General features: G+C 68.2%; 25 protein-coding genes, 6 tRNA genes and 1 riboswitch. Of the genes, 22 read left to right on the top strand and 9 right to left on the bottom strand.

Translation table 11 applies throughout. From position 1 onward, the window contains the following. Nucleotides 1-6: 6 nt before the first annotated feature. Nucleotides 7-924 carry a sulfurtransferase gene (locus ABIB29_RS14455; RefSeq protein WP_354173493.1) on the bottom strand — a complete coding sequence of 306 codons (918 nt, stop codon included), beginning with the start codon at nt 922-924 and terminating at the stop codon, nt 7-9. 231 nt (nt 925-1,155) lie between these two features. Between ABIB29_RS14455 and zapE the strand changes: the two genes are divergently transcribed. Then, entirely contained in the window at nt 1,156-2,193 is a 1,038-nt protein-coding gene (gene zapE / locus ABIB29_RS14460) for a cell division protein ZapE (RefSeq protein ID WP_354173494.1), read from the top strand. A 150-nt stretch (nt 2,194-2,343) separates the two neighbouring features. Here the strand turns inward: zapE and ABIB29_RS14465 are convergent, their stop codons facing one another. From ABIB29_RS14465 to ABIB29_RS14490, 6 genes are all read right to left on the bottom strand, one after another. Next, nucleotides 2,344-2,613, bottom strand: coding sequence for an antitoxin (locus ABIB29_RS14465; protein ID WP_354173495.1), 270 nt, complete (start codon nt 2,611-2,613; stop codon nt 2,344-2,346). Nucleotides 2,614-2,841: 228 nt separating this feature from the next. Continuing rightward, nucleotides 2,842-2,916, bottom strand: a tRNA-Val gene (locus ABIB29_RS14470). Nucleotides 2,917-2,954: 38 nt separating this feature from the next. Continuing rightward, nucleotides 2,955-3,027 (bottom strand) — tRNA-Gly (locus tag ABIB29_RS14475). Nucleotides 3,028-3,083: 56 nt separating this feature from the next. Then, nucleotides 3,084-3,158 (bottom strand) — tRNA-Val (locus ABIB29_RS14480). A 39-nt stretch (nt 3,159-3,197) separates the two neighbouring features. After that, nucleotides 3,198-3,268, bottom strand: a tRNA-Cys gene (locus ABIB29_RS14485). A gap of 45 nt (nt 3,269-3,313) precedes the next feature. Further along, a tRNA-Gly gene (locus ABIB29_RS14490) sits at nt 3,314-3,386 on the bottom strand. Nucleotides 3,387-3,703: 317 nt separating this feature from the next. Here ABIB29_RS14490 and ABIB29_RS14495 point away from each other — a divergent pair. Further along, nucleotides 3,704-3,775: transfer RNA gene (locus ABIB29_RS14495), tRNA-Val, on the top strand. 107 nt (nt 3,776-3,882) lie between these two features. Beyond that, nucleotides 3,883-4,731 (top strand): cytochrome, encoded by an 849-nt coding sequence (locus ABIB29_RS14500; RefSeq protein ID WP_354173496.1) that lies wholly within the window; start codon nt 3,883-3,885, stop codon nt 4,729-4,731. A gap of 179 nt (nt 4,732-4,910) precedes the next feature. Here the strand turns inward: ABIB29_RS14500 and ABIB29_RS14505 are convergent, their stop codons facing one another. Beyond that, nucleotides 4,911-6,746, bottom strand: coding sequence for an HNH endonuclease signature motif containing protein (locus tag ABIB29_RS14505; RefSeq protein WP_354173497.1), 1,836 nt, complete (start codon nt 6,744-6,746; stop codon nt 4,911-4,913). 260 nt (nt 6,747-7,006) lie between these two features. Between ABIB29_RS14505 and def the strand changes: the two genes are divergently transcribed. The 12 genes from def to hisF all read left to right on the top strand — a co-directional run bounded on the left by def (nt 7,007) and on the right by hisF (nt 17,428). Continuing rightward, entirely contained in the window at nt 7,007-7,603 is a 597-nt protein-coding gene (def, locus tag ABIB29_RS14510) for a peptide deformylase (protein WP_354173498.1), read from the top strand. Continuing rightward, nucleotides 7,600-8,520, top strand: a complete 921-nt coding sequence (gene fmt / locus ABIB29_RS14515; protein WP_354173499.1) for a methionyl-tRNA formyltransferase — start codon at nt 7,600-7,602, stop codon at nt 8,518-8,520. Before def ends, fmt begins: the two co-directional genes overlap by 4 nt. Further along, nucleotides 8,517-10,136, top strand: a complete 1,620-nt coding sequence (locus ABIB29_RS14520; protein ID WP_354173500.1) for an RsmB/NOP family class I SAM-dependent RNA methyltransferase — start codon at nt 8,517-8,519, stop codon at nt 10,134-10,136. The genes fmt and ABIB29_RS14520 overlap by 4 nt, the downstream gene beginning before the upstream one ends. A 74-nt stretch (nt 10,137-10,210) precedes the next feature. Next, nucleotides 10,211-10,867, top strand: a complete 657-nt coding sequence (gene rpe / locus ABIB29_RS14525; RefSeq protein ID WP_354173501.1) for a ribulose-phosphate 3-epimerase — start codon at nt 10,211-10,213, stop codon at nt 10,865-10,867. A 197-nt stretch (nt 10,868-11,064) separates the two neighbouring features. Beyond that, nucleotides 11,065-11,215, top strand: a riboswitch (FMN riboswitch). Nucleotides 11,216-11,369: 154 nt separating this feature from the next. Further along, nucleotides 11,370-12,590: a bifunctional diaminohydroxyphosphoribosylaminopyrimidine deaminase/5-amino-6-(5-phosphoribosylamino)uracil reductase RibD gene (gene ribD, locus ABIB29_RS14530; RefSeq protein WP_354173502.1), complete on the top strand. Its 1,221-nt coding sequence runs from the start codon at nt 11,370-11,372 to the stop codon at nt 12,588-12,590. Then, entirely contained in the window at nt 12,590-13,246 is a 657-nt protein-coding gene (locus ABIB29_RS14535) for a riboflavin synthase (protein ID WP_354173503.1), read from the top strand. Before ribD ends, ABIB29_RS14535 begins: the two co-directional genes overlap by 1 nt. Nucleotides 13,247-13,374: 128 nt before the next feature. Then, on the top strand, nt 13,375-13,977 hold the full coding sequence (gene ribB / locus ABIB29_RS14540; RefSeq protein WP_354173537.1) for a 3,4-dihydroxy-2-butanone-4-phosphate synthase: 603 nt from the start codon (nt 13,375-13,377) through the stop codon (nt 13,975-13,977). A 13-nt stretch (nt 13,978-13,990) separates the two neighbouring features. Beyond that, nucleotides 13,991-14,689: a GTP cyclohydrolase II gene (ribA, locus tag ABIB29_RS14545; protein ID WP_354173504.1), complete on the top strand. Its 699-nt coding sequence runs from the start codon at nt 13,991-13,993 to the stop codon at nt 14,687-14,689. Nucleotides 14,690-14,770: 81 nt separating this feature from the next. Continuing rightward, nucleotides 14,771-15,256: a 6,7-dimethyl-8-ribityllumazine synthase gene (ribH, locus tag ABIB29_RS14550; protein WP_354173505.1), complete on the top strand. Its 486-nt coding sequence runs from the start codon at nt 14,771-14,773 to the stop codon at nt 15,254-15,256. A 137-nt stretch (nt 15,257-15,393) separates the two neighbouring features. Beyond that, nucleotides 15,394-15,657, top strand: a complete 264-nt coding sequence (locus ABIB29_RS14555; RefSeq protein WP_123254457.1) for a phosphoribosyl-ATP diphosphatase — start codon at nt 15,394-15,396, stop codon at nt 15,655-15,657. Between the two features lie 106 nt (nt 15,658-15,763). Beyond that, complete coding sequence (gene hisG / locus ABIB29_RS14560) at nt 15,764-16,606, top strand: ATP phosphoribosyltransferase (RefSeq protein ID WP_354173506.1); 843 nt, start codon at nt 15,764-15,766, stop codon at nt 16,604-16,606. Between the two features lie 45 nt (nt 16,607-16,651). Further along, entirely contained in the window at nt 16,652-17,428 is a 777-nt protein-coding gene (gene hisF / locus ABIB29_RS14565; protein WP_354173507.1) for an imidazole glycerol phosphate synthase subunit HisF, read from the top strand. A 113-nt stretch (nt 17,429-17,541) separates the two neighbouring features. On the opposite strand, the gene ABIB29_RS14570 is transcribed toward hisF, so the two are convergent. After that, a complete protein-coding gene (locus ABIB29_RS14570) occupies nt 17,542-18,186 on the bottom strand; it encodes a TIGR03085 family metal-binding protein (RefSeq protein ID WP_354173508.1) in 645 nt (214 codons plus the stop codon). A 155-nt stretch (nt 18,187-18,341) separates the two neighbouring features. Between ABIB29_RS14570 and hisI the strand changes: the two genes are divergently transcribed. From hisI to trpA, 7 genes are all read left to right on the top strand, one after another. Then, on the top strand, nt 18,342-18,794 hold the full coding sequence (gene hisI, locus ABIB29_RS14575; RefSeq protein ID WP_354173509.1) for a phosphoribosyl-AMP cyclohydrolase: 453 nt from the start codon (nt 18,342-18,344) through the stop codon (nt 18,792-18,794). Between the two features lie 121 nt (nt 18,795-18,915). Beyond that, entirely contained in the window at nt 18,916-20,481 is a 1,566-nt protein-coding gene (locus ABIB29_RS14580) for an anthranilate synthase component I (RefSeq protein WP_354173510.1), read from the top strand. Continuing rightward, nucleotides 20,478-21,113, top strand: a complete 636-nt coding sequence (locus tag ABIB29_RS14585; RefSeq protein WP_354173511.1) for a Trp biosynthesis-associated membrane protein — start codon at nt 20,478-20,480, stop codon at nt 21,111-21,113. Before ABIB29_RS14580 ends, ABIB29_RS14585 begins: the two co-directional genes overlap by 4 nt. 126 nt (nt 21,114-21,239) lie before the next feature. Then, complete coding sequence (locus ABIB29_RS14590; protein WP_354173512.1) at nt 21,240-21,530, top strand: HGxxPAAW family protein; 291 nt, start codon at nt 21,240-21,242, stop codon at nt 21,528-21,530. Between the two features lie 2 nt (nt 21,531-21,532). After that, nucleotides 21,533-22,351, top strand: coding sequence for an indole-3-glycerol phosphate synthase TrpC (trpC, locus tag ABIB29_RS14595; protein ID WP_354173513.1), 819 nt, complete (start codon nt 21,533-21,535; stop codon nt 22,349-22,351). A gap of 95 nt (nt 22,352-22,446) precedes the next feature. Next, nucleotides 22,447-23,775, top strand: a complete 1,329-nt coding sequence (gene trpB / locus ABIB29_RS14600) for a tryptophan synthase subunit beta (RefSeq protein WP_354173514.1) — start codon at nt 22,447-22,449, stop codon at nt 23,773-23,775. Then, nucleotides 23,772-24,599: a tryptophan synthase subunit alpha gene (gene trpA, locus ABIB29_RS14605; protein WP_354173515.1), complete on the top strand. Its 828-nt coding sequence runs from the start codon at nt 23,772-23,774 to the stop codon at nt 24,597-24,599. The genes trpB and trpA overlap by 4 nt, the downstream gene beginning before the upstream one ends.

Raw genomic sequence — 24,599 nt, forward strand, 5'->3', positions numbered from 1 at the left:
CGGGGCTTACCTGGCGGCCGGGACCGTGCCGCGTTCGGTGCCCTTGACGATCGGTACGCGGACGGCGTTGCCCCATTCGGTCCAGGAGCCGTCGTAGTTGCGGACCGAGTCGAAGCCCAGCAGGTACTTGAGGGCGAACCAGGTGTGGCTGGAACGCTCGCCGATGCGGCAGTAGGCGACGACGTCGTCGCCTGCCTTCAGCCCGGCCTCGCCCAGGTACAGCGCCTCGAGTTCGGGGCGGGTCCGGTAGGTACCGTCCTCGGCGGCCGCCCGGGCCCACGGGATGGAGGCCGCGGTGGGGATGTGTCCGCCGCGCAGGGCGCCTTCCTCGGGGTAGGCGGGCATGTGGGTGCGCTGGCCGGTGTACTCCTCGGTGGAGCGGACATCGATGAGCGGCTTGCCGAAGTGGGCCAGTACGTCTTCCTTGAAGGCGCGGATCGGGGCGTCGTCGCGCTCGACGACGGGGTACTCGCCGGGGCTGACCACGGGCTTGTCCGTGGTGAGGGCGCGGCCTTCCGCGATCCACTTGTCCCGGCCGCCGTCGAGCAGCCGGACGTCCTCATGGCCGAACAGCTCGAAAACCCACAGGGCGTAGGCCGCCCACCAGTTGGATTTGTCACCATAGATGACGACGGTGCTGTCGCGGGAGATCCCCTTGGCCGCGGCGAGGGCGGCAAACGCTGCGCCGTCGACGTAGTCGCGGGTGACCTCGTCATTCAGGTCCGTGTGCCAGTCGATTTTCACGGCGCCCGGGATGTGGCCGATCTCGTAGAGCAGCACGTCCTCGTCGGACTCCACCACCACGAGCTTGCCGTCGGAGAGGGCGCCGGAGTCGATCGCGGCGGCCAGCCAGTCGGTGGACACCAGACGTTCGGGGTGGGCGTAGGTGGCGAACTTCTCGTTCTGCTCAACGGGGTAGGGCATTGTGATGGCCTTTCACTGAAACGGTCAGGAGTCCGGGCCATGGAAGGATCGAGCGCGGCGCCGGGCCTTCTCCAACACTAGCCACGCACCGCCGGGATTGCCCCTCCCGGTTCACACTCGGAAATATGGTCTTCGTCACGTGATGTCCACCCGTCCCACGTGTGCCGACGGGTGGCCCCGCGCATTGCCGGTATTCTTTCTGGGGACAAGAGACCAGCAGAACGGACCACCTTGGTACAGATCGAACAGCTCGCCGCCCGCACCCCGGCAGTTTCAGTGGATGAACTCCTCAACGGGTTTTATCCATCGCCGCGCTTCGGTGAGGTTTCGTTTTCCAGCTACCGGCCGGATCCGGCGCAACCCAGCCAGGCCACTGCGGTCAGGGCGCTGGAGGGATTTGCGGCCAACGTCGGTGCGCGCGACGGCGATGGGCTCTTCAAGCGCCTCTTCGGCAAGAAGGACATGTCCCGCGCCGGGATCTACCTCGACGGCGGCTTCGGCGTCGGCAAGACCCACCTGCTCGCCTCGCTGTGGCACGCCGCCCCCGGGCCCAAGGCATTTGGCACTTTCGTCGAATACACCAACCTTGTCGGGGCGCTGTCCTTCCGCAAGACGGTCGAGGCGCTGAGCCACTACAAGCTGGTCTGCATCGACGAATTCGAGCTCGATGATCCGGGCGACACGGTGCTGATGTCGCGCCTCATGCGCGAACTGGCCGACGCCGGCGTCAAGCTCGCGGCCACCTCCAACACCTTGCCGGGTTCCCTGGGTGATGGCCGCTTTGCCGCCGTCGACTTCGCCCGGGAGATCCAGGTGCTGGCGGACCAGTTCGACGTGGTCCGGATCGACGGCGAGGACTTCCGCCACCGCGGCCTGCCCGCCGCGCCGCAACCGCTGCCGAACGAGCAGCTGACGCACCACATGCAGAACGAGTTCCATGGCAAGACGGTGGCCCGCGACGAGTTCAGTACCCTGATCGACCACCTGGCCGGGGTCCACCCGAGCCGTTACCGCCAGATGCTTGACGGGATCGAGGGTGTGGTCTGGAAGAACGTCCACACCATCACCGAACAGGCCGTGGCGCTGCGTTTCGTGGTGCTCGCGGACCGGCTTTACGACAAAGACGTGCCCATCCTGGCCAGCGGCGTGCCGTTCGACCAGCTCTTCACCGAGGAAATGATGACGGGCGGGTACATGAAGAAGTACTTCCGCGCCGTCTCCAGGCTCACCGCACTGGCCCGCGAAGGCCAGAACCACGAACCTTCCTGACGCCCAACGCAACGCGGGGTCACTCCTGGCCTATCCTGACGTTCCGGATGGACCACGAGTGACCCCGCGTTGCTTCGTTAAGCGCCGTTAAACGCCGGAGGTGCCGGCGCCACCTCTCGGCGGGACCGGCACCTCGCTGACGTATCTGGGTCAGAGGCCAGGCTGGCGGGGTTCCCCGGGAACGGGGGGCTCTCCGGCAACGGGATTCTGCTGGGCAACCGGCGGCGTATTCGGCCGGTCGTTCGCCTTGTCCACGAAGTCGGAAGCGCCTCGCTGCGCGGCATCGATCTTGTCGGCGTGCTTTCCGCCGGTCTTGGAGTCGACGAAATCGCCGGCCTTTACGATGCCGTTCTTGATGGCTTGTTCGTTGCCACCAATCACTTTCTGAGCCTTGCCCTTTAGATCGTCAAGTAAACCCACGGGCACCTCCCTTCGGTCGCGGAGCCAGATCGCTCCTTGCGCTTACTACCCTAGCGGGAGGTACCGGGGGTGCCAAGGGTGTCCGCCCACAGGGTAAAAGATGCCGGGTCAGGTGCACAGGGTATAACGGCTCACAGGGCCGAGGGAGCAGAGCAGGGGTTTGGGGTCCGGGGGCGCAGTGCCTGGCACCAGAGCACAGAAAGAGCAGCCCCGGGGGAGCTGCTCTTGTGGTGGGCGATACTGGGATCGAACCAGTGACCTCTTCCGTGTCAGGGAAGCGCGCTACCGCTGCGCCAATCGCCCGCAACCGGAAGAATCCGGAGTGGAGTTTTTATGAAGAGAGCGGACGACGAGATTCGAACTCGCGACATCCACCTTGGCAAGGTGGTGCTCTACCAGCTGAGCTACGTCCGCATTTTAGTCCATGCCGGCGGGGCCGGTGGTACTGCATCAAGCAAGTTGCCTTGCTCTGGTGGGCGATACTGGGATCGAACCAGTGACCTCTTCCGTGTCAGGGAAGCGCGCTACCGCTGCGCCAATCGCCCCTTGCATCCGACCGAAACCGGAAACCAGGGTTTTCACCGAGGTGGGTACGGGATTCGAACCCGTGTATACGGCTTTGCAGGCCGCTGCCTCGCCTCTCGGCCAACCCACCGTGTAGATAGGATTCCGAAGAACCTTACCGTGACAGTGTCCTGCGAGCGGACGACGAGATTCGAACTCGCGACATCCACCTTGGCAAGGTGGTGCTCTACCAGCTGAGCTACGTCCGCATTATTGTCTGCAATTCCCCGCCGCAATCGGCATTTCCTCGCGTTCCAACGAGTAAGAACTCTATAGGAGGTTCAGGGAACTTACAAATCGAGACGACGACGACGGACGCCGGGACCGCTGCATCCTTGAGTTCTAGCGGATCTTGTGAATTACAGCCCTGTAATTCGTCCGGATTTTCGGGACTCCGTCCGGACGGCCCCGGGCGCCCGCCGCGGCTCCCCGGCGCCTCGGTGGGGGACGCATTCGGTGACATACGCAGACTGCAGGGCTCCGATTTCTGAATTCCGCCGGGGTGGGCTAGCATTCAATGGCATTGGGGCGATTGGCGCAGTGGTAGCGCGCTTCGTTCACACCGAAGAGGTCACTGGTTCGAACCCAGTATCGCCCACCCAAGAAATGGTCCGTTCCGCTCACCGAGCGGGGCGGACCATTGTTGTTAGTGCAGTCGGGCCCGCTGTTTGCCCCACTGTCAGAGCCCCGTGAAAGAGTCTTGTCATGACCGCCCCACTTCTTGCCCACGCCACGGATTATGGCCGGATGTATGCCCGCTCCACCTCGGAGCAGTTCTCCGTACCGTCCATCACCACCGTGATCGGCCAGCAGCCCCACGGCCTGGACGGCTGGTTTGGGTACATGGGCGCCAACAGCCTCGCCCAGGATCCAACACTGCCAGGCATTCTCGGCAGCCCGGCCAAGGTGCGCCAGGCGGTGAGCCGCGCGGCCAAGGCCGCGGAGACCTACCGCGACGACGCCGCGAAGCGCGGGGACCGGGTGCACAACTACTGCGAGCAGGTGGCCCTGCGTGCCCTGGGCCGTCCGCACCAGATGAAGGAAACCCGCGAAGCCCTCGCCGCTAACGGCGAGGAAGCCTTCGCGGCCCGCTTCGACGAGTGGTGGGAACTGTTCCAGGTGGAGCCGATCGCCCCGGAAATTACTGTCTGGAACAAGACCGTCGGCTATGCCGGAACCCTGGACCTTGTTGCCAAGATCAACGGCCGGACCTGCCTCATTGACTACAAGACCAAGGGCACCAGCCGTGACGGCACCGTCAAACCGCTGGATGACAAGGTGGTCATGCAGCTCGTGGCCGGCATGAAGGCCGAGGAAAGCCTCGTGGACCCGGTGGCGGGGGAGTGGGAAGCCTGGCAGCACGGTGAATCGCCGATCCTGCTGGCGGTTGCGATCGGTGAGACGGAAGTCCGCCCCTTGCGTGCCAACCCGGAGGTCTTGAAGCACCACTGGTGGAAGTTCTGCGCCCTGCGGCGCGTCTGGGAAATGTCCGCCGACACCTCTGCTGCCGGAACGGCACTGCTCCCACTCGCACCGCCGCCTGTTACCCGGTAGTCCCGACTGTTACCCGGTAGTCCCGACACAGCGATCCTGCCAGCTGCACACGTCGTGCCGGTGGCGGCGTCAGCGAGTATTTGTGCCGGTGCCAGCATCGGCCAATAGTTGCGCCTTAGTGCAGGCGCTCCATTGGCGGCGTCACTCGCCACCGCAGTTTTGCGGCCGGGCTGGACCCATCAGGCGGCGGTGCCGAGCTCTGCGGGGTGGAAGTAGTAGTTGCGTCGGGGTTTTTGGTGTGGGTCGATGTGGGGTGGCGGGATGAACCAGGGGATGCCGGTACGCATCTGGATGGTCCAGTGTTCTTTGTGGATCAGATGGTGGTGGTGGGAGCAGAGCAGGGTGCCATTCTCGGTGCCGGTGGTTCCGCCGTGGGACCAGTAGCTGATGTGGTGGGCTTCGCACCAGGGCGCCGGGATGGTGCAGCCGGGGAACGCGCAGCCCTGGTCGCGGGCGGTGAGGGCTTTGCGGATGTGCGGCGGGAAGACCCGGGAGGCCCGGCCGATGTCCAGGATCCGGCCTTCGCTGCCGAGGAGGACCGGGATGATGTCCGCATCGCAGGCGATCTTCCGGACGGTGGACGCAGTGACGGGTCCGGTGAACAGCAACGTTCCGGTCTGCCCCATTGCCTGGCCGCTGTCGCCGCTTCCGAGCCGGGCAAGGAGGTCGCGGTAGTCGATGGTGACCATGACCTGAGGGCGGAGCCCTCCCGCGGCGGGGAGAGTGCCGGCGGCGAGGGCGGCCTTGCAGGCGCCGACGAGGCCGTCGAGGTGTTTCTGCGGGCGCGAACGAAGATCCAGCGGGACGTCCACCCCAGCACTTCCGCCGTCATTCCCGCCGTCATTCCCGGCGTCGGCCCAGGGGCTGGCTTCGGTGGAGGCTCCGGCGGAGAGGGTGGCCGCCGCTGCGGCAGGCCCGCCCGCGGACCCCTCACCGGCGGCCGCGGTCCCCGGTGCCTCCGGGGTTCCGGGTGTCTGGGGTGCGCCCGTGCGCGGGTTGGTCGCGGTGTTCATGACGGTGAGGAGGTGTTCGAACTGTTCGGCGGTCGCGAAGATCTCCAGGTGCTGGAGTCCGTGGCGGGGCTTGCGGATGAAGGCGCCCTGGAGCTGGCGCAGGAGTTCCTCGGAGGGCTCGGCGCCGTCCTGGTCCAGCGCATCGGTCCAGCTCCGGGCCACCCGGGCCAGGAAGTCCGGATCGTTCTCGGCCGCGGTCCGGGTCAGGGCGTGCTCCATCCGGGCGGACGCCTCGGCGTCGCAGACGTGCCGGACACGGTCCAGCGCCAGCGTGACGAGGGTCGCGGCCCGGGACGCGACCTCCCCGGCGGCGACGGCGGCACTGAGTTCCCCGTGCACGGGCGGGAGGGGTTCGCCGGTGAATCCCTCCCGCGGCAGGAGGCTCCCGGCCAAGGCGAGCCGGCGGCGGGCCTCGGCGGCGCTGATCCGCAACCGCGCCCGCAGGAACTCCGTGGTGTTCCGGTACCCGTCATCCACAGCCACACGGGAATCAGCGGCGTCCGGGGCACCCGCCGCTCCCGCGGTGACAGCCACCGCACAGGGCGCATCGTCCGGCCCGGGGGCGCCGACATGGGATTCGTCGCGCCAGCCCGTGGCGGATACCGTCTTGCCCTGCACAGCCACCGCACAGGGCGCATCGTCCGGCCCGGCCGTGCCGGGGCCGGAGCTCTCACGCCAACCGGTGGTCCACGAGGTGCTGGCCTTCGAGGGGGCGGCCGTGGCCTGTTTCCGGGTCCGGTCCACGGCTCCGGCCGCCACGAGCTGCAGATACCCCACGACCCGCGCGGCCTCCTCCACCGTGCCGGCAAAATCCGACGCGGCCTGGAAGCCCAGCAGCGCCGCGTCGTCGACCGCCGTCAACCCCACGTTCCGGAGTATGGTGAGGGCCTCTTCCATACCGTCCATGCCGGGCTGTCCGGCCCGGGAGGTACCGCGGCCGGTGCTGTGTTCAGCGTCCCGCGCCGTGTCCTCGTAAGCAATGAAATCCCTGACGGTTTCCATGCATCAAAATTTACCGCCGAGCTCCGACATTTTTGGCAAGACCGGGCAAGGTGCCGCAGATCGGCGGACAGACTTCTTCCTGACACCCGTGCCGCGCCCAACCCGTCGCGGTTTGCCCGCGACTCCGCGCCCACACCCGCCAGCCGGGGCGCTGATCCGCCCCGCCCAGGCCGATTCCTCGAACCCGTCCGGGTCCGGGTCCGGTGTGCAACTAAACTGGACTGGATCCCGTCGCCGCCCACTGTTAGGACAGATTGCACATGGCCATTTTGAATATCCGCATCATCGGGGATCCTGTGCTGCGCACAGTTGCCGATCCTGTGACGGAATTCGGGCCTGAGCTGGCGAAGCTTGTTGCCGACATGACCGAAACCATGGAGGACGTGGACGGGGCGGGCCTGGCCGCACCCCAGGTCGGCGTCAGCCAACGCGTCTTCACCTACCGCATCGGCGGCATCGAGGGACACATCATCAACCCTGTGCTGGAAAACAGTGACGACTTCCAGCCCGACGAGGTCGAGGGTTGCCTTTCCATCCCCGGCCTCGGCTTCCCGGTCCGCCGGCACCGGCACACCCGCGTCACCGGCGTCGACCTGCACGGCAACCCCGTCACGGTGGAGGGCGAAGGCATGCTGGCGCGAGCCTTCCAGCACGAAACCGACCACCTCGACGGCATCCTCTTCACGGACCGGCTGGAAGGTGAGGACCGGAAGACCGCGCTGCGCGCCATCCGGAACGCCAACTACGACTCCATCACCGAACAGACGACGGCGAAGCGCGCCCGGACGGTCGGCACCAGCTTCGGTTCCGGCAGCGCAGGTTCGGGCAGCTTCGGCTCCTTCGGTAACTCCCAGTGAGGGTTCTCTTCGCCGGGACCCCGGCCGTGGCCGTGCCGTCCCTCGACGCGCTCGTCGCGGCAGGATTCGACGTCGTGGCCGTCCTCACCCGCCCGGACGCGCCGCTCGGACGCAAACGCGTGCTGACGCCGTCGCCCGTTGCTGCCCGGGCTGCGGAACTGGGCCTCAAGGTCATCCACGCCTCCAAGGTTGACGCAGCGGTGACGGAGCAGATCGCGGCTGCCGCCCCCGACGTCGCCGCCATCGTGGCCTACGGCGGGCTCATTCCCCGGCCGGCCCTGGACATTCCCCGGCATGGCTGGATCAACCTGCATTTCTCCCTGTTGCCGGCCTGGCGCGGTGCGGCGCCCGTGCAGCGCTCCCTGATCGCCGGGGATGACGTGACCGGGGCCGTCACCTTCCTGCTGGAGGAAGGGCTGGATACCGGCCCGGTGTTCGGCACCCTCACCGAAGCCGTGCGGCCCGATGACACCGCCGGGGCGCTGCTTGAGCGGCTGTCCCATAGCGGCGCCGTGCTGCTGACCCAGACGCTGTCCGCCGTCGACGCCGGCCAGGCCGCCGCGGTGCCGCAGCAGGGCGACGTCAGCCTCGCCCCCAAACTCACCCTCGAGGACGGCCGGCTCGACTGGCAGCAGCCCGCCCTGGCGATCGGACGGCGGGCCCGCGGGGCCACCCCTGAACCCGGCGCGTGGACCACCCTCGGCGGCCAGCGGATCAAGCTGGAACCGGTGATTCTGCGGCCGGGCGATCCGGCGTTGGAACCGGGACACCTGGCCCTGGAAGGCAAGATCGTTCTGGTGGGCACCGGCTCACACCCGGTGGAACTGACCCGGGTCCAGCCGTCGGGCAAGAAAATGATGACCGCCGCTGACTGGGCGCGCGGACAGGCAACACTTGAAAGCGTGGTATTCGAATGAGCGAGTCCGGGACGAGCGGCAGCGGCCGCGGCAACGGCCCCCAGCGTGGCGGATCAGGCGGCCAGCGCGGCACCGGTCAAAGCGGCCAGGGCGGCCAGAGCGGCCGCGGCCGGGACGGCAGCCAGCGGAACGCGCAGGGACGGGAACGCAACCGTGGACCGCAGCGCGGCTTCACCGAGAACGCGCCGTCCCAGCGCACCCGCCGGGCGGACCCGGCCCGGCTCGTGGCCTTCGAAGTACTGCGCGCCGTCGCTGCCGAGGACGCCTACGCCAACCTCGTGCTGCCCGCCCGGATCCGGCACCATGGCCTGGACAAGCGCGACGCAGGCTTCGCCACGGAGCTGAGCTATGGGGCACTGCGCGGCCAGGGCACCTATGACGCGATCCTGGCCCGCTGCGTAGACCGGCCGCTGGACCAGCTGGATCCGGCCATCCTCGATGCGCTCCGGATCGGCGCCCACCAGCTGCTGGCCATGCGCGTCCCGGCCCACGCCGCCCTGGACCAGACCGTGGGCCTGGCCCGCGCCGTCATTGGCGCCGGGCCCTCGGCGCTCATCAACGCCGTGCTGCGCAAGGTATCCGCCCGCACGCTCGAGGAGTGGCTGGACCTGCTGCTCAGCGACGAGACGGACGAAACCAAAAAAGCCGCCATCCGCTACGCCCACCCGGAGTGGATTGTCCGGGCCCTCCGGCAGTCCCTGGTGGCCCACGGGCGTCCGGTCAGCGAAATCAGTGACCTCCTTGAGGCGGACAACGCCGCTCCGGTGGTCAACCTCGTGGCACTGCCCGGGCTCGGCAGCCTGGACGAGGCTCTCGAAGGCGGCGCCACGCCCGGCGAACTCGTCGAAGGCTCGGCACTCTCCAGCGGCGGAGACCTCGGCCGGCTCGCCTCCGTCCGCGAAGGCACCACCCGTGTTCAGGATGTCGGCTCCCAGCTCGTGGCCCGCGCCATGGCCGCCGTCAACCTTGGCGCCAGGGGGACTGCCGGCAACGCCGGCCCCGGCACGGAAAGGACAGCTGAACGCTGGCTGGACATGTGCGCCGGCCCCGGCGGCAAGGCGGCCCTGCTCGGCGCCCTCGCCCGGGAGCAGGGCGCCACCCTGCTCGCCAACGAACCCGCAGCCCACCGCGCCAAACTGGTCCGCCAGGCCCTCGCCGCCGTGCCACATGAGGTCTGGCATGTGCGGACCGGCGACGGCCGCGAGGTGGGCACGGAAATGCCGGAGAGCTTTGACCGGGTACTCGTCGACGCGCCCTGCACTGGACTCGGCGCCCTGCGCCGCCGCCCGGAATCCCGCTGGCGCCGGACGCCCAAGGACCTGACCGACCTCGGCCCGCTGCAGCGCGAGCTGCTCACGTCCGCGCTGGCAGCCGTGAAGCCCGGGGGCGTGGTGGCCTACGTGACATGCTCACCGCACCCGGCCGAGACAACCGCCGTCGTGAGCGATGTGCTGCGCAAACGTGACGACCTTGAACTGCTCGACGCCGGTGCGGTGCTGGACAGCGTCAGCCTGACCGGCCACCTCGACGCCGGCCACGAGCTCACCGCCCAGCTCTGGCCGCATGTGCACCGGACCGACGCCATGTTCCTGGCGCTCATCCACAAAAAGGCCTGACCAACAGGGAATACTGGGGCATTGGAGCCCGCGCCTTCCACAGGACATCTCAGCAGAACGACAAGGAATTCCACATGGCCAAGTGCTGTATCAATCCGAGTATTCTCTCCGCCGACTTCGCCAACCTCGAAGCCGAACTGCGCAAAATCAGCACCGCAGATGCGGTGCACGTGGATGTCATGGACAACCACTTTGTCCCCAACCTCTCGCTGGGGCTGCCGGTGGTGGCACGCCTGCAGGAGGTCAGCCCGGTGCCGCTGGATGCCCACCTGATGATCGAGCACGCGGACCGCTGGGCTCCGGCCTACGCCGACGCGGGAGTCGCCTCCGTGACGTTCCACGCCGAGGCATCGATTGCGCCGATCAAACTGGCGCGGGAGCTGCGGGCCCGCGGGGCCAAGGCAGGGCTGGCGCTCCGGCCGGGCAGCGGTGTGGAACCCTTCCTGGACCTGCTCGGTGAGATCGACGTGCTGCTGATCATGACCGTGGAACCGGGCTTTGGCGGCCAGGAATTCCTCGACCTCACGCTGCCGAAGATCCGCCGGGCCCGCGCGGCGATTGACGCCTCGGGGCTGGACGTGGCGCTGCAGGTCGACGGCGGCATCACCGAGGACACCATCTGGCGTGCTGCGGACGCCGGCGCCAACGTCTTCGTGGCCGGTTCCGCCGTCTACGGTGCCGATGATCCTGCCGAGGCCATCAAACGGCTCCGCGCCTCCGGCCAGCGCTAGCGGCGCCTCCGGCCAGTTTCAGCCCGCCCAGCTCCAGCCAATCCGCCGGCCCGGCCAGCTCCAGCCAAGCCGCCGGCCCGGCCGCCGGTGGCCCGCAGGACGGCCCGCAGGACGGGGCGAAAATGACGCACCCCGTAACATCCTGCGGGCGGGAATAGCTAAAGCTACCCGGCGGTTGTGCCAGAATAGCAAGACACATACGTGCTCCGGGGTCGGTGTAAGTCCGAACCGGCGGTTATAGTCCGCGACCCGCGAGCCGGCGCTTCCTTCGGGAAGGCTGCCGGCAGACGGTTGAACCGGTGGAACTCCGGTACCGACAGTTAAAGTCTGGATGAGAGAAGCACGTACAGCTGTTACTGCGGTGCCCTCGTGGCGCCGTGGAAGTTCGCTGTCGTATACCCCCGGAGCCATCGCGGCTTTTGAGGGAAGGAACGACACACATGCACTCTCTGCGATGGCTCTTCACCACCACTCCGGTCTTCGAAAGCCCGGTGGCAGGATGATGAGCGTCCAACACTTCACACCCGGGACGGCGGACGACTCCGCGGCCCTGGACGTTGCCGGGTTCAGCGCGGCCGAGGTCGCCGCCATGGATGCCGCCCTCGAAGCAGCCCGGCAGGGGCCCCGGGGCGCGAACCCGCTGGTCGGCGCCGTCGTGATCAACGCTGACGGGGCCCGGATAGTCACGGGCTACCACCGCGGAGCCGGCACCGCCCACGCGGAAGCCGACGCGATCGACCAGGCGAAGGCCGCGGGCCTGGACCTCAGCGGCACCACGATGGTGGTCACGCTGGAGCCCTGCAACCACAGCGGACGCACGGGGCCCTGCGCCCAGGCGATCATCGGGGCCGGCATCGCGGACGTCGTCTATGCGATCGACGATCCGCACGACCCCGCCGCCGGCGGCGCAACTACCCTGCGCGCCGCGGGGGTCCGAGTCCGCTCCGGGCTCGGTGCCGAGGCCGCATTGGAGCTGAACCGGCGATGGTTCGACGCCGTGGCCGCCATGCGCCCCTTCGTCACCCTGCACATCGCGCAGACCCTCGACAGCCGCATCGCGGCCAGCGACGGCACCAGCCAGTGGATTTCCAGCCCGGAATCGCTCGCCGACAACCACTCCCTGCGTGGCCGGATCGACGCGATCCTGGTCGGAACCCAGACGGTGCTGGTCGACAACCCTCGGCTCACCGCCCGCGGTGCCGACGGCGAACCGGCCGGCCGCCAGCCGCTGCGGGTCGTGATGGGCTACCGGAGGATTCCCGAGGGCGCCGCAATCAACGGCGACGACGGCAAAGTCCTCCACCTGCCCACCCGTGATCCGCGGGAGGCGCTGGATGAGCTGTTCGCCGCCGGAGTCCGCCACCTCATGGTGGAAGGCGGCTCCCGGATCCTGAGTGCCTTCCTCGCCGCCGGGCTCGTGGACGAACTCATCGTCTACCTGGCCCCGACGCTCCTCGGCTCCGGAACCCCGGCACTGGAGGACCTCGGCATTACCACCCTGGCCGACGCCCAGCAGTGGGAATGGGATCCCGCGTCCGGCGGGGCGGTCCAGCCGCTCGGCCGTGACCTTCGGCTGCACCTGAGGCCAGCCCGCACAATCAGCGCCGGTAAAAACAGTGCCCGCACCAACAACGCGCTGGCGCCCGTGCCGGCCGCCACCAACACTTCAGCCGATTCAACCCCGCTCCGCACAGGCGCGGACACCGCCGCAGGAGGCAACTGATGTTCACCGGAATTATTGCCGAGCAGGGGAAGGTGTTGTCCGTCGACCGCAACGGCGACATCAGCGCCACCGTCCGGCTCCACGCGCCCGGCAGCACCGAGGGACTCGCGCTCGGCGGCTCCATCGCCGTCAACGGCGTCTGCCTCACGGCCACGGAGATCGACGGCAAGGAGTTCAGCGTTGACGTGATGGGCGAAACCCTGACGCGCAGCACCATCGGCGAACTCGCCGCGGGGGACCCCGTCAACCTGGAGCGCTGCGTCCCGGCCGGCGGCCGGCTCGACGGGCACGTCGTCCAGGGCCACGTAGACGGCGTCGGGCAGCTGCTGGAGCGTGAGGCGCTGGGCAACTGGGACCGGCTCCGCTTCGGCGTTCCCGCCGGGCTGGCGCGCTACGTCGCCGAGAAGGGGTCCATCGCCGTCGACGGCGTTTCGCTGACGGTGACCGCCGTGAGCCCGGCCGCTGACTCGGCGCCGTGGTTCGAGGTGGGGCTGATCCCCACCACGCTGGCGGACACCGGACTGGGCGCGAAAGCCCCCGGCAGCCACGTGAACCTCGAAGTGGACGTGCTGGCGAAGTACACTGAGCGTCTGCTCGCCTTTTCAGGTGCGGCAGCCGGGGGAGCAGCAGCACGCGCGGATGGGGGAACACCGTGAACAACGTCAAGGACATCACTGCCCGGCAGCCTCTTCTCACTGAGCCCGCCGACGCCGCCCTTCATGCGGAGCTTGCACCCGTTATCCCGCCGGCCGGACTGGACCTGATCGAGGATGCCATCCGCGCGATGGCCGCCGGACGCCCTGTCCTGGTGGTCGACAATGAGGACCGGGAAAACGAAGGCGACATCATCTTCGCCGCGCAGCACGCCACGCCGGCCCTGATGGGCTGGACCATCCGGTACAGCTCCGGCGTGATTTGCGTACCGCTCGACGCCGGCCGTGCCGACGCACTCGCGCTGCCGCCCATGGTCGAAATCAACGAAGATGCCAAGGGCACCGCCTATACGGTGTCCTGCGACGCGGCCGTGGGCGTCAGCACCGGAATCTCTGCCACGGACCGGGCCCTGACCGCCCGGATCCTGGCCGATCCCGGGAGCCAGCCGGCGGCGCTGACCCGGCCCGGGCATGTTTTTCCGCTCCGAGCCGTTAAGGGGGGAGTGCGGGAGCGTCCCGGTCATACCGAAGCGGCCGTGGAACTGTGCCAGCTGGCCGGACTCGAGCCGGTGGGTGTGATTGCAGAAGTGGTGTACGACAACGGAGAAATGATGAGGCTGGACGGACTTCGGGGCTTCGCCCTTGAGCACGGCTGCCCGCTGGTCTCGATTGCGGACCTGGTGGCTTACCTTGAGGCCCGGCAGCCTGCCGGCCACGCGACGGACCCGGTTTGATGGAGGAGAAACGATGACGACGTCGGAAGCTCAGGAACAGCGGGAAACCGGACGCCAGCCGCATCCGGTCAGCGCCGGTCCGGTCGTCCAGCTGCCCACGGCGTTCGGTGACTTCGTGGCGCAGGCCTGGACCGACCTGGTCACCGGCGCCGAGCACCTGGCGGTCAGCTCGCCGCTGCCGCCGGTCGACGGCACAGCCCCGCTGGTCCGGCTGCATTCGGAGTGCCTCACCGGAGACGTGTTTGGCTCCTACCGCTGCGACTGCGGGGAACAGCTGGCCTATGCCCTGGAGATGATCAACGAGTTCGGCGGAACCCTGCTGTACCTGCGCGGCCAGGAGGGCCGGGGGATCGGCCTCGCGAACAAGATGAAGGCCTACGCCCTGCAGGAAGCCGGCTTCGACACCGTCGAGGCCAACGAACAGCTGGGCCTCCCCGTGGATGCCCGCTGCTACAAGGCCGCGGCCCAGATCCTCGCGAATATGGGCCTGCACGAGGTCCGGCTGCTGAGCAACAACCCGGACAAACAGGACCGGCTGGCCCAGGCCGGCGTCCGCGTCGTGGAGATGGTGCCCACCGAGGTTCCCTCCCGCGAGCAGAACATCCGGTACCTGCAGACCAAGAAGGACCGGATGGACCACCGGCTGGTCCTGGACATGGAGCCGGCCGCGCCGGTTGCCGGTCCGCGCGGCTTCGAGCACGACCAGGACTGAAAGACGCTGCGGCCAGCCCCACTTGCGGCCGCACGACGTTTCGACACGCACACCACCACTGAGCAGAACAAGGATTCCCAGATGAGCGGACACGGCGCACCACAGATTGACCTCAGCACCTTCAAACCGGAGGAAACCTCGCAGTTGAAGCTGGCCATCGTGGCCGCGAGCTGGCACACCCAGATCATGGACGGGTTGCTGGACGGAGCCCTGCGCGCGGCGAAGGACGCCGGCATCGGCGAACCGACCGTGCTCCGCGTCCCCGGCACCTTCGAGCTTCCCGTCGCCGCTGCCAGGCTGGCACCGCACTTCGACGCCGTCGTGGCGCTCGGCGTCGTGATCCGCGGCGGAACCCCGCACTTCGAGTACGTCTGCGAGGCGGCCACGCTCGGCCTGACCGAGGTCTCGGTACGCACCGGCGTCCCGGTTGGCTTCGGCGTGCTGACCTGCGACACGGAACAGCAGGGGATCGACCGGGCCGGGCTGCCGGGCTCCACCGAGGACAAGGGCCACGAGGCCGTCACCGCCGCCCTGGCCACCGCGGTGACCCTCAAGCAGTTCAGCTGATCCGGCAGGCACACGGTCCGGCCGGACCCCGCACGGGGTACGGCCGGACCCAGACAACTGTGTAATCGCTCACATCCCCGCCGTCACGCAAGGGCCCGGCAGGCGCCCCCCGCCCGCGAGCAAGTAGGCTGGAGGGTGTGAAGAATTTCGAATCGCTGTTCGCAGAACTGAGTGAGAAGGCAGCCGCCCGTCCGGAGGGCTCCCGCACCGTCGCCGAACTGGATTCCGGAGTCCACGGCATCGGCAAGAAAGTCGTGGAGGAAGCAGCCGAGGTCTGGATGGCTGCCGAGTACGAATCCGATGAAGCCGCCGCCGAAGAAATCTCGCAGCTGCTCTATCACCTGCAGGTTCTGATGCTCGCCAAAGGACTCAGCCTGGAAGACGTCTACAAGCATCTCTAGCCACGTCCGCTCCGGAAACCGCCAGGCCCCCTGCGATTCCGGCGTCCCGCGTGGCCCGCTGTGCCTGTACTGACTGACCCCGTCCTCACCAAGAAAGACCTCCCCAATGCTGAGAGTTGCCGTCCCGAACAAGGGATCCCTGTCCGAAGCCGCCTCCGCCATGCTCGCCGAGGCCGGCTACCGCCAGCGCCGCGACACCCGCGAGCTGGTCATGGTTGACCCGGACAACGACATTGAATTCTTCTTCCTCCGCCCGCGCGACATCGCCGTCTACGTCGGCCAGGGCACGCTCGACGTCGGCATCACCGGCCGCGATCTCCTCCTCGACGCTGAGGTTGAAGCCGAAGAACTGCTCCCGCTGGGCTTCGCCGCCTCCACCTTCCGCTTCGCTGGCCCGGTCGGCGACTTCGCCACGGTCGAACAGCTCGAAGGAAAGCGCCTCGCCACCAGCTACGACGGACTGCTCCGCGGCTACCTCGCCGAGCGCGGCATCAAGGCCAAGGTTGTCCGCCTCGACGGCGCCGTCGAATCCTCCGTGCGCCTCGGGGTCGCGGACGCCATTGCCGACGTCGTCGAAACCGGCAACACCCTCAAGGCAGCCGGCATGGAGATCTTCGGCCTGCCCATCCTGCACTCCGAAGCCGTCCTGATCGGCCGCAAGGGCGAGCAGAACCCGGCTGCCGACGTGCTCATCCGCCGGTTGCAGGGCGTCCTCGTGGCGCGGCAGTACGTCATGATGGACTACGACATCCGCAAGGAGCTCGTGGAAGAAGCCGCGGCCCTCACGCCCGGCCTGGAATCCCCCACGGTCTCGCCGCTGCGCGATTCGGACTGGGTTGCCGTCCGCTCGATGGTGCCGAAGAAGCAGACCAACCGGATCATGGACGAGCTCTACGACCTGGGCGCCCGCGCCATCCTGGTCAGCACGATCCACGCCTGCCGCATCTGACCCGGCGCCAGCACAACCGTTCGTAAGCGAATACCAGGAGAAGTTATGGCTGTAGCCGTCCGCGTTATCCCGTGCCTGGACGTTGACGCCGGCCGCGTCGTCAAGGGCATCAACTTCGAAGGCCTGCGCGACGCCGGAGACCCGGTGGAGCTGGCGCACCGCTACGACAATGGCGGCGCCGACGAGTTGACGTTCCTTGACGTCACGGCGTCCTCGGGTAACCGGGAGACCACCTTCGACGTCGTGCGGCGCACCGCCGAGGAAGTTTTCATCCCGTTGACCGTCGGCGGCGGCGTGCGGGGCGTGGCCGAAGTGGACAAGCTCCTGCGCTACGGTGCGGACAAAGCGGCGATCAACACCGCCGCCGTCGCCCGTCCCGACGTGATCGACGAGATCACCCGGCACTTCGGGTCCCAGGTCCTGGTGCTGTCCCTCGATGCACGGCGCACCCGTCCGGGGTCGCAGCCCACCGCCTCCGGCTTCGAGGTCACCACGCACGGCGGCCGCCAGGGTACCGGCATCGACGCCATCGCCTGGGCCCGTGAAGCGGCCGACCGCGGGGTAGGGGAAATCCTGCTGAACTCGATCGACGCCGACGGCACCAAGGACGGCTTCGACCTGGAACTGATCCGCCTCGCGCGGGCCGGGGTCAAGGTCCCGCTCATCGCTTCCGGCGGTGCCGGCAAACCGGAGCACTTCCCGCCGGCGGTGGCGGCCGGCGCCGACGCGGTGCTCGCCGCGTCCGTTTTCCACTTCGGCCCGCTGGACATGATCGCCCAGGTCAAGGCCGCGATCCGCGACGCAGGCTTCGAAGTCCGCTAACCGCACCGCTTAAAGCAACGCGGGGTCACTTACCGCCCATCCCGGAGGGGATTATGGGCGGTAAGTGACCCCGCATTGCTTGGCGGTGGGGGCTGTGTTGTGGGGGAGGGTGCTTAGAGCCCGACTTCGGCGGACTGCAGGAGCGCGACGGCGTCCGGCTGGCCTTCGAAGGTGACGAGCGCGTGGCGGGTGCGCCCGTGCGCGTGCATCAGGAGTTCGCCGGGTTCGCCGACGATCGCCACGGACACCGGAGCGCGCTTGGCGACGTGCCGGGGGCCGGAGGGGCGCACCAGCACGATTCCGAGGTCCACACCGCGGTAGAGGATGGCCGCGCGCTTCACCAGCTCGTCCCAGAGGGCGTCCGAATACTCCCCGTCGAGGGCGCGGGGCGCCCAGCGGTCCACGGCGCGGCGGACATCCTCGGTGTGCACGAAGTATTCGATCAGGTTGGCGCTTTCGTCCAGCGCCTTGATCTTCATCGGCGAAAAAGCGGACGGTCCGGCCCGGAAGGAGTTGACCAGCTTGTTGTACTCCTCCGGCGTCGTGAGCTTGGCCGCCAGCGCGGCCGTAGCATGGTCCGACGCCTTGGCCAGGCGTTTGAACAGCAGGCCGAGCCCGACGGCGGCTTTTCGCTCGCGCAGGTACAGGTGGGCAGCGAGGTCCCTGGTGCGCCAGCCCTTACAGAGCGTGGGGGAGTCAGGACCGGCCGCCAGTAAGGTTTCGGCCAGAACTTCTCGGGAGGGATCGACGAAATGCATCACTTGTGAAACTAGCACGAGACGGCGGCGCGTGTGCACCTGCACCGCCGTCGTTTTGGCCGCCCGAAAGCCATTCACACCCTGGTGACGCCGATGTTAAGCACGGCGCCGGGCAACTGGGCGGCGCCCCGCGCCAAGGCACTAGACTTGAGCTGATGTCTGAGCAGCCCGCCCCCGCCCCCGCCACTGGAAATACTGCCAGTGGAAGCGCCGTCACCGGAAGCACCGCCCCCGGCCCGCCCGCGCCCATAAGCCCCCTCCCGGCGGGCCTCGCTGAAGCCCTGAAACGGGACAGTGCCGGGCTCGTCGCAGCGATCGTGCAGCAATACGACACCAACGAGGTGCTGATGCTGGGCTGGATGGACGATGAGGCCCTGCGCCGCACCATGACCAGCGGACGGGTGACGTTTTACTCCCGCTCCCGCCAGGAGTACTGGCGCAAGGGGGACACCTCCGGCCATGTGCAGTGGGTCAAATCCCTCGCCATGGACTGCGACGGCGACGCGTTGCTGGTCCGTGTGGACCAGATCGGCGCGGCCTGCCACACCGGGACCCGGACCTGCTTCGACGGCCGCGGACTCGACGTCGTCACCGGCGACGCCGGCTGACCCAAGCAGCTGACCGCGGCGCACAGCCAAACAGGGCAGCCAAACAGGGCAGCCGCATCGGGGGAACACCCCACACACCCAACCTTCAGGACCACTGAAAGAACAGGCGGAAACCACAGCCATGCAGGACCTAGGAATCATCAGCCCGGGCCTGGAGGAGTTCCGTGAACTCGCAGGCCACAGCCGTGTCATCCCCGTCCGGCTCAAGGTGCTGGCTGACGCCGAAACCCCGATCGGGCTGTACCGCAAACTCGCCCAGGGCCAGCCCGGCACGTTCCTGATGGAATCCGCGGCCGTCGGGGGCTCCTGGTCCCGCTACTCCTTCATCGGTGCCCGCTCCCGGGCCACCCTGACCACCAAGGACGGCCAGGCGCACTGGCTTGGCGAACCGCCCGTCGGCGTTCCGCTGGCCGGCAGCCCGGTGGACGCCATCCGCGACACCGTCGAGGCCCTCCGCACCGACCGTTTCGAGGGCCTGCCGCCGTTCACCTCCGGGCTGGTGGGTTTCCTCGGCTGGGAAACCGTCCGGCACTGGGAAAAGCTCACCAGCCCGCCCGAGGACGACCTGGAACTGCCGGAAATGGCGCTGAACCTCGTCACCGACATGGCGGTCCACGACAACATGGACGGCACCGTGCTGCTGATCGCCAACGCGATCAACTTCGACAACAGCAGCGAGCGGGTCGACGAGGCCTGGCATGACGCCGTCGCGCGGGTCAAGGCCCTGCTGGCGCAGGTCAGCGCCCCCGTCCAGCAGCCGGTCTCCGTCCTCGACCCCGCAGCCCTGGACTTCGCCTCCAGCGTGCAGGAACGCTGGGACGAGACGGACTACCTCGCCGCCCTGGACCGCAGCAAGGAAGCAATAGTCGACGGCGAAGTCTTCCAGGTGGTCATCTCGCGCCGCTTCGAAATGGAATGCGGTGCCGACCCGCTGGACGTTTACCGGGTGCTCCGGAACACCAACCCCAGCCCGTACATGTACATCTTCAGCCTCGAGGACGCCAACGGCCGGCAGTACTCGATCGTCGGTTCCTCCCCGGAAGCGCTCGTGACCGTGACCGGCGAGGAAGTCATCACCCACCCCATCGCCGGTTCCCGGCCGCGCGGCAAGACCGTGGAGGCTGACAAGGCCCTGGCCGAGGAGCTCCTCGCGGACGAAAAGGAACGCGCCGAACACCTGATGCTGGTCGATCTCTCCCGCAACGACCTGTCCAAGGTCTGCGTGGCCGGCACCGTCGACGTCACCCAGTTCATGGAAGTCGAGCGCTTCAGCCACATCATGCACCTGGTCTCCACCGTGGTCGGCAAACTCGCGCCCACCGCCAAGGCCTACGACGTGCTGAAGGCGACCTTTCCGGCCGGAACTCTCTCCGGCGCCCCCAAACCCCGCGCGCTGCGCCTGCTCGACGAACTGGAACCGCACCGCCGCGGGATCTATGGGGGTGTGGTGGGCTACCTCGACTTCGCCGGTGACATGGACATGGCCATCGCCATCCGCTCGGCCCTGCTGCGGGAAGGCCGCGCCTACGTGCAGGCCGGCGGCGGCATTGTGGCCGACTCCGTGAACGCCACCGAAGCCCTCGAAACCGTCAACAAGGCCGCCGCGCCGATGCGTGCGGTCCACACGGCCCGGTCGCTGCGCAACATCACGGCCGACTCCATTCCCGACGCCGGGACGCAGGCATGAGCGGCAGCACGGTCACGAGCACCAGCCCCGTCGTTCCCCGCTGGGCCCGGAAATCCACCCTCGTGCTGGCCATCGCCGCCCTGGCGCTGGCCGTCTTCGGCACCACCACGCAGACCTGGCTCACCGTCCACCTCGACCCGGCCCAGCTCGGCCAGGCCGTCGACAGCCAGGCCGGCCTGCAGGTGCAGGGCAGCAAAGCCGCGACCACGGTGACGGCCCTGGCGCTGGTGGCACTCGCCGGCGGACTCGCCGCGTCGATCGCCGGCCGGATTGCGCGCTGGATCATTACGGCGCTCATCCTGCTCGCCGCCACCGGCATCGTCGGCGCCGCAGCGATCGTCATCGCGGACCCGCTGGCCGCCGCCCAGGGCTCCATCGCCGCCGCCACCGGGATCACCGGCAGCAACGTGCAGGTGGACGTCACGGCGTTCCCGGCCCTCGCCGTCGTCGCCGGCACCCTGCTGGGGCTCAGCGCCCTGCTGGTCATCCCTGCGGGCCGCTACTGGAAGTCACGCACGAAATACGACACCGCAGCAACGGGTGCGGCCGCCGGCGGGTCCGCGGCGCCGGCCGGTCCGGCGGATGAGATCGACAGCTGGGACCGGTTGTCACGCGGCGACGATCCCACCTGAGCCGACGCCGCGGGCGCGCCGAGTAACGCAGCCAGTAACCCGGCCAGTGACGCAGCCAGTAACCCGGCCAACGACACGGCCAAAAAATGGCAGAATGTAAGCAGTATTCACCCTGAGGAGATTTCAATGAGCAAAGCACCAGTTTCCGCCCCCAAGCCCGCCGCCGGAACCGGCTACTCCTACGACGATATCGATCACCGCGAACCGACCGGCCACGGCAACAGCCCGGCAGCCTGGACCACCGTCCTGGTCATGCTCGTCGGAGCCCTCATCATGTCGATCGCCTTTGTCATTGCCAACACCACGATCTTCATCGCGGGCGGCGTTGTGATGCTGCTGGGCCTGGTCATCGGCCTGGTCATGCGCAAGGCCGGTTACGGCGTGGGCGGCAGCAAGCTGAAGAACTCCGGCCACTAAGGGTGACTGTTCTCGATGACATCAACGCCGGTGTCAGGGAGGATATGGAGGCCCGTCAGCGCCTCGTCACGCTCGCCGAACTGAAGGAGCGCGCTGCCGCGGCCGCGCCTGCGCGCGACGCCTGGACCGCCCTGGGCGGTCCCTCGGCCACCCGCGGGCAGCTGAAGGTCATCGCCGAAATCAAGCGCCGCAGCCCCTCCAAGGGTGATCTCGCCAGCATCGCGGACCCCGCCTCGCTCGCCGTTCAGTACGCCGACGGCGGCGCGGCCGCGATCAGCGTGCTGACCGAACAGCGCCGTTTCAACGGCTCGCTCGCCGACTTCGACGCCGTCCGGGCAGCCGTGGACACCCCGCTGCTGCGCAAGGACTTCATGGTCGACGAGTACCAGATCTGGGAGGCCCGGGCACACGGGGCCGACCTGATCCTGCTGATCGTGGCGTCGCTGTCCGATGCGCAGCTGCGCGAGTTCAGCGCCCTCAGCCGCGAACTCGGCATGAACGTGCTCGTCGAGACGCACACGGCCGAGGAAATCGAGCGGGCGGTTGCCGCCGAGGCGCGGATCATCGGCGTCAACGTGCGGAACCTCAAGACGCTCGACGTCGACCGTTCCGTTTTCGCCGGACTCGCCGGAAGTATTCCCGCCGGCGCGCTCGTCATCGCGGAATCGGGCGTGCGCGGCGTCGACGACGTCCGGCACTACGCCGCGAACGGCGCCAACGCGGTCCTCGTCGGCGAGGCCTTGGTCAGCGACGCGACGCCGCGGGAGCGGATCGCGGAATTCATGGCAGCCGGAGCCGAAGCAATCGCCGCACGTTCCTGACCGGGCTCCGGCCGGGCAACGCCTGGCCGGATGCCGTCAGCTCCTCCGTGCAGCACCCCAGATCTAATTAACAGTGGAACAGGATGGTGAGACTGATGGTCGATGCGCCAGCAACCGGCTCAGACGAAAGCGCCGTGGACGCGTTCCTGCAGGGTGGAGAATCCCTGCGGCACGCTCCCGGACCCTACTTCGGCTCCTACGGCGGCCGATGGATGCCCGAGTCACTCATCGCAGCCCTGGATGAGCTTGAGGACACCTTCGAGAAAGCCAAGGCGGACCCCGAGTTCACCGCGCAGATCGCGGAGCTGAATAAGAACTACTCCGGCCGGCCTTCGCTGCTGACCGAGGCCAAGCGCTTCGCCGAGCACGCCGGGGGCGTGCGGATCTTCCTTAAGCGCGAGGACCTCAACCACACCGGCTCGCACAAGATTAACAACGTGCTGGGCCAGGCGCTGCTTGCCAAGCGGATGGGTAAAACCCGTGTCATCGCCGAGACCGGCGCCGGGCAGCACGGCGTCGCCAGCGCCACCGCCGCAGCCCTGATGGGCCTGGAGTGCGTTGTGTACATGGGCGCCGAGGACTGCCGCCGGCAGGCCCTCAACGTGGCCCGGATGGAGCTCCTCGGAGCCACCGTCATCCCGGTGACCAACGGGTCGCAGACGCTCAAGGACGCCATCAACGAGGCGCTCCGCGACTGGGTCGCCAACGTGGACAACACCCACTACCTGCTGGGCACCGCCGCCGGCGCGCACCCCTTCCCGGCCATGGTCCGCTACTTCCACGAGGTCATCGGCGAGGAAGCCCGCGCCCAGATTCTGGAGCAGACCGGCCGCCTGCCCGACGCCGTGTGCGCCTGCATCGGCGGCGGCTCCAACGCGATCGGAATCTTCCACGGCTTCCTGGACGATCCCTCGGTCAAGATCTACGGCTTCGAAGCCGGCGGCGAGGGCGTGGAAACCGGCCGGCATGCCGCCACGATCACGCTCGGCAAGCCCGGCGTGCTGCACGGCGCCCGCTCCTACCTCATGCAGGACGACGACGGACAGACCATCGAATCGCACTCCATCTCGGCGGGTCTGGACTACCCCGGCGTCGGCCCGGAGCACTCCTACCTCGCGGACATCGGACGCGTCAGCTATGAGCCCATCACGGACAGCGAGGCCATGGACGCGTTCCGGCTGCTCTGCCGCACCGAGGGCATCATCCCGGCCATCGAGTCCGCGCATGCCCTGGCCGGTGCCATCAAGGTTGGCCAGCGGCTCGCCGCCGAGGGCAGTGCCGGAGGCGAAATTTCAGAGAAGATCGTGCTCGTGAATCTCTCCGGCCGCGGCGACAAGGACGTGGCAACCGCCGCGGAATGGTTCGACCTGCTGGACAAGGATTCACCCGAACACGAGATCGCCAAAGAGGGGGAGCAGCTGTGAGCACCGTCGAGGACCGGGGCGCCGCCCGGACCGCCAGCAAATCGGCCGCGGCTATCGACCGCGCCAAAGCCCAGGGCCGCGCGGCCCTGATCGGCTACCTCCCCGCCGGCTACCCGAGCGTCGAGGAGACCATCGCGGCCGGCATCGCCCTCGCGGAAAACGGCGCGGACCTGATTGAAATCGGCATCCCGTACTCCGACCCGGTCATGGACGGCCTGGTCATCCAGGCGGCGACCACGGAGGCCCTCGCCAAGGGCTTCCACGTGTCGCAGGTCTTCGATGTCGTCCGCGGCATCACCAGCAAGACCGACGCCGCCGTGCTGGTCATGACCTACTGGAACCCGGTGGTCCGGATGGGCGTGGAGGAATTCTCCCGCCAGCTGGCCGAAGCCGGGGGAGCCGGGCTCATCACCCCGGACCTGATCCCGGACGAGGCGTCGGAGTGGATGGCGGCCTCGGACAAGTACGGCCTGGACCGGGTGTTCCTGGTGGCGCCGTCATCCTCGCCGGAGCGGATGAAGCGCACCGTTGAGGCAAGCCGCGGCTTCGTCTACGCGGTCTCGATCATGGGCGTCACCGGCGCCCGCACCTCGGTCAGTTCCGCGGCCAAGGACGTTGTGGCCGCCGCGCAGGCCGCCGGCGCCGAACGCGTCTGCGTCGGGCTGGGCGTGTCCAACGCGGCCCAGGTCCGGGAGATCGCCGCCTATGCGGACGGCGTGATCGTGGGAACCGCGCTGGTTGTGGCCATCGGCGACGGCGGCGTGGATGCGGTAGCGTCCTTGACGAAAGACCTCAGCACCGGCCTTACCAGGGAAGAAGTTTAA

Source organism: Arthrobacter sp. UYEF36 (assembly GCF_040547025.1).
Classification (GTDB): Bacteria; Actinomycetota; Actinomycetes; order Actinomycetales; family Micrococcaceae; genus Arthrobacter.